We start from the raw sequence: 4,619 nt of genomic DNA, 5'->3' as shown, positions 1-4,619 counted from the left end.
TGTTTGTTGGCTTCGATTAAATCGTCCACTTGTTTTTGCTCCACTCGTTGCATTAAATGTTCGTATTTGTTGATGGCGTGTTCGCCTAGGGTTTCGCGCGTGTTCGCCCAGGTAATCACGTCCAGATTGAGGAAACGCGCGGCGTTGGCGGCGGTTTGCGGCAACACGGGAGCGAGGTAGGCGGTCAGCATGGTGAAGGCGTTGATGAGTTCGCTGCATACTTCGTGCAGGCGTTCGTCTTGACCTTCCTGTTTGGCGAGTTCCCACGGCTTGTTGGCATCGACGTATTCGTTCACGGCGTCTGCCAATGCCATGATGTCGCGCAGGGCGCGGGCGTATTCGCGGTTTTCGTATTGCTCGGCGATGGTGTCGCTTTCGGCGGCGAGTTTTGCCAGCAATGCGCTGCCTGAAACGTCTTTCAGACGACCTTCAAAGCGTTTGGCGATGAAACCTGATGCGCGGGCGGCGATGTTGACGTATTTGCCGACGAGGTCGCTGTTTACGCGGCTGATAAAGTCTTGCAGGTTCAAATCGATGTCTTCGATTTTGCTGTTGAGTTTGGCGGCGATGTAGTAGCGCATCCACTCGGGGTTCAGGCCTTGTTCCAGATAGGATTTGGCGGTGATGAAGGTGCCGCGCGATTTGGACATTTTTTGTCCGTCTACGGTCAAAAAGCCGTGTGCGTACACGCCGGTCGGGGCGCGGTGGCCGGAGAAATGCAACATGGCAGGCCAGAACAGGGCATGGAAATAGAGGATGTCTTTGCCGATGAAGTGGTACATCTCGGTTTGGCTGTCGGCTTTAAAGTATTCGTCAAAATCGATGCCGATGCGGTCGCACAGGTTTTTAAACGACGCCATGTAACCGACGGGCGCGTCCAGCCAGACATAGAAGTATTTGCCCGGCGCGTCGGGGATTTCAAAACCGAAATACGGTGCATCGCGGGAAATATCCCAATCGGACAGGGTGGTTTCTTCGCCTTCGCCCAGCCATTCTTTCATTTTGTTGAGGGCTTCGGGTTGCAGATGGGGCTTGCCGTCGTGCGGGTTGTTGCCGGAAGTCCATGCTTTGAGGAAGTCGGCGCATTCGCCCAATTTGAAGAAGAAGTGTTCGGATTCGCGCAATTCGGGTTTGGCACCGGAAACGGCGGAATATGGGTTGATCAGTTCGGTCGGGGAATAGGTCGTGCCGCAGACTTCGCAGTTGTCGCCGTATTGGTCTTGGGCGTGGCATTTGGGGCATTCGCCTTTGACAAAGCGGTCGGGCAGGAACATTTGTTTTTCAGGGTCGAAAAGCTGCTCGATGACGCGGCTTTCGATTTTGCCGTTGGCTTTCAGCGCGCGGTAAATGTCTTGGGAAAACTGTTTGTTTTCAGGGGAATGGGTGCTGTAATAATTGTCGTAGCCGATATTGAAACCGGTAAAGTCGGCGAGGTGCTCTTCGCGCACTTTGGCAATCATGTCTTCGGGCGCGATGCCTTGTTTTTGAGCGGCAAGCATCACGGGCGTGCCATGGGTGTCGTCGGCGCAGCAGTAGTAGCATTCGTGGCCGCGCAGTTTTTGGAAGCGCACCCAAACGTCGGTTTGGATGTGTTCGACCATGTGGCCGAGGTGGATGCTGCCGTTGGCATACGGTAGCGCGGAAGTGACAAGGATTTTTCGTGTCATGGTTTGTGCTTTTAAAAACAATGGATAAAGATGTCGGGAATTATACCGCAAAACAATACGCAAAGGCCGTCTGAAACCCGATTGCCGGTGTTTCAGACGGCCTTTTATTTATCGGCTGTGTATGGGATTAACCGCGTACGCGTTCGATTTTTGCGCCTACGCCGCCGAGTTTTTTCTCGATGTATTCATAGCCACGGTCAAGGTGGTAGATGCGTTCGACAATGGTTTCGCCATCTGCGACCAAACCTGCCATGACGAGGCTGGCAGAGGCGCGCAGGTCGGTTGCCATCACGACGGCGCCGGAGAGTTTTTCTACGCCTTTGATGTAGGCGGTGTTGCCTTCGGTGGTGATGTCTGCGCCCATGCGGTTGAGTTCGGGAACGTGCATGAAGCGGTTTTCAAAAATGGTTTCCACCACGCGGCTGCTGCCTTCGGCAATGGCGTTCATGGCCATAAACTGCGCCTGCATGTCGGTTGGGAAGCCAGGGTGGACGACGGTACGGATGTCCACGGCTTTGGGGCGTTGTTGCATGTCGATGGAAATCCAGTTGTCGCCGGCTTCGATGATGGCGCCAGCTTCGGTCAGTTTGTTTAACACAACTTCCATGGTTTTGGGGGCGGCATTGCGCAGGACGACTTTGCCGCCGGTCATGGCGACGGCGCAGAGGAAGGTACCGGCTTCGATACGGTCGGGAACGACGCTGTGTTCGCAGCCGTGCAACTCTTTTACGCCTTCGATGGTCATGGTTGCTGTACCGATGCCACTGATTTTTGCGCCCATTTTGACGAGGCATTCGGCCAAATCAATAACTTCGGGCTCGATGGCGCAGTTTTCGAGGATGGTGGTGCCTTCAGCAAGTGTGGCCGCCATCAGCAGGTTTTCGGTACCGCCTACGGTCACGACATCCATGGTAACGCGCGTGCCTTTCAGACGGCCTTTGGCTTTGACGTAACCGTGTTCGATGGTGATTTCCGCACCCATGGTTTCGAGGCCTTTGAGGTGTTGGTCAACCGGACGCGAACCGATGGCACAACCGCCGGGCAGGCTGACTTGGGCTTCACCGAAGCGGGCAAGGGTCGGGCCCAAAACCAAGATGGATGCGCGCATGGTTTTTACCAGCTCGTAAGGTGCGCAGGTGTTGTTGACAGTGCCGCCGTTGATTTCAAATTCGGAGATGTTGTCGGTCAAAACGCGTGCGCCCATGCCTTGCAGCAGTTTTTGGGTGGTTTTGACGTCGGCGAGCATGGGTACGTTTTTCAAGCGTAAAGTGCCGGAAGTCAGCAGACCGGCACACATCAGCGGCAGGGCGGCGTTTTTTGCGCCGGATACGATGATTTCGCCGTTGAGGGGGCCGTTGGCAGAGATTTTGAGTTTGTCCACAGGATGTCTTTCGTTATTTGTCTGCACGGTTTATGCCGCACAAATGAAATGAGATGGGTAATAAACCATCAATTATAAGGGATTATGCCCTTGCTGTTAGATTTGGCAGTATTAAATTTTCACAAGGTTTGTTTAAGTTGCAAAAGGAATAAGATTTCAGGCCGTCTGAATGGTTCAGACGGCCTGTTTGCTAAGGCTTATTTTTTGGCTTTGAAGCCTAAGAGGTGTTGCGTGGTGGCCAGCCATGCGCCAAATACGCCCAGCGCGATGACGAAGCCGAATACCAACGACACTTCGCTAAATGTGAAGAAACGCCAGCCGATGTTCAGACCGTAGGGTTTGAAAATCGCGTCCACCAGCGGCCGTACTTCGGCCAGCAGCCAAGCCGACAAGCCCAAGCTGACGGCGGCGGAGAAAATACTCTGCCACATTGCCTGATAAAGGAAAGGACGGCGGATGAAGGAAGCGGGCGCCCCCAACAGCTTGGTGATTTCCAACTCTTCCTTACGGCTGAGGATTTGCAGGCGGATGGTGTTGTGTGCCACCAAGACAAAGGCCATGCCTAAAGTCAGCGAGAGAAACCACAAAATCTTGCGGATAAATTCGTTAATACGATAAAGGGTCTGTACCCATTCGGTATCCATGGTTGCCGATTCGACGCGCGGCAGTTTGGTAATGTCTTTATAGATGGCCTGCATTTGATCCGGAGAAGTGGCAGGGTCGGGTGTAACGATAAAGACATCGGGCAACGGGTTGCCATCGAGCATGGAAACGAGGTTTTGGTCGAGATTGGTCTGCAATTCTTCCAAACCTTCCTGCTTGCTGATAAAGCGGACTTTATCGATACGGCTGTCGCGTTGGAGCAGGTTTTTCACCGTATCGGCATCAGAACCTGCCGCATCGGTGTCCATATAAACCGTAATCTGCGGCGACTCGTTGAGTTTGCCCAACACGCTTTGACCGCTTTGGATGCCCAAATACATAAACAGCGGCAAGGTCATGGCAACGGCAAGCATGAGCAGGGTCAGCAGCGTGCCGATGGGTTGGCGCAGAAGCTCTTTGAGCGCGGCGCGCGCCGATTCGACGTGTAACGAGATGTAATGAATCATGCTCATGCGAGGCGTCCTTTCTGCAGGCGCAAGACGCGGTGGCCGTAATCTGCCATCAGCGTTTCATCGTGCGCCGCAACAATCACGGTTGTGCCTGCTTCATGGAAGGTTTTGAACAATTCCATAATATCCAGCGCATAGGCGCGGTCGAGGCTGGCGGACGGCTCGTCGGCAATCAGCAGGCTGGGTTGGTGAACCACTGCGCGCGCGATGCACAAACGCTGTTGTTCGCCGCCGGACAAAGTGATGGGCATATCGTTTTCGCGGCCTTTCAAGCCGACTTTCTCAATCGCAATACGCGCGCGCTCTTCCGCTTTGCGCGGCTGGTAGCCGCTAATCCGCAAAGGCAGGATAACGTTTTGCAAGACATTGCGGTCGTAGAGGATTTTGTGGTCTTGGAAGACAATGCCGATATGTTGGCGCATAAAGCCGATCTGATTGTCGCTCAAGGTGCCGAGGTCT

The 4,619-nt window shown here is 54.0% G+C and carries 4 protein-coding genes; all 4 read right to left on the bottom strand.

The window, feature by feature from the left end; genetic code table 11:
- Positions 1-1,667, bottom strand: a 1,667-nt coding sequence (gene metG, locus ACTHUE_RS11315) for a methionine--tRNA ligase (RefSeq protein WP_440423491.1), incomplete at its 3' end; no start/stop codon positions are given.
- 127 nt (positions 1,668-1,794) lie between these two features.
- On the bottom strand, positions 1,795-3,048 hold the full coding sequence (murA, locus tag ACTHUE_RS11310; protein WP_107792282.1) for a UDP-N-acetylglucosamine 1-carboxyvinyltransferase: 1,254 nt from the start codon (positions 3,046-3,048) through the stop codon (positions 1,795-1,797).
- Between the two features lie 197 nt (positions 3,049-3,245).
- Positions 3,246-4,163: a permease-like cell division protein FtsX gene (gene ftsX / locus ACTHUE_RS11305; protein ID WP_063076502.1), complete on the bottom strand. Its 918-nt coding sequence runs from the start codon at positions 4,161-4,163 to the stop codon at positions 3,246-3,248.
- A partial coding sequence (locus tag ACTHUE_RS11300) for a cell division ATP-binding protein FtsE (protein ID WP_440419228.1) occupies positions 4,160-4,619 on the bottom strand: 460 nt, incomplete at its 5' end. The genes ftsX and ACTHUE_RS11300, both read right to left, overlap by 4 nt.

The sequence above is a fragment of the Neisseria sp. P0021.S005 genome, assembly GCF_051956955.1.
This window is presented reverse-complemented; position numbering and strand designations above follow the sequence as displayed.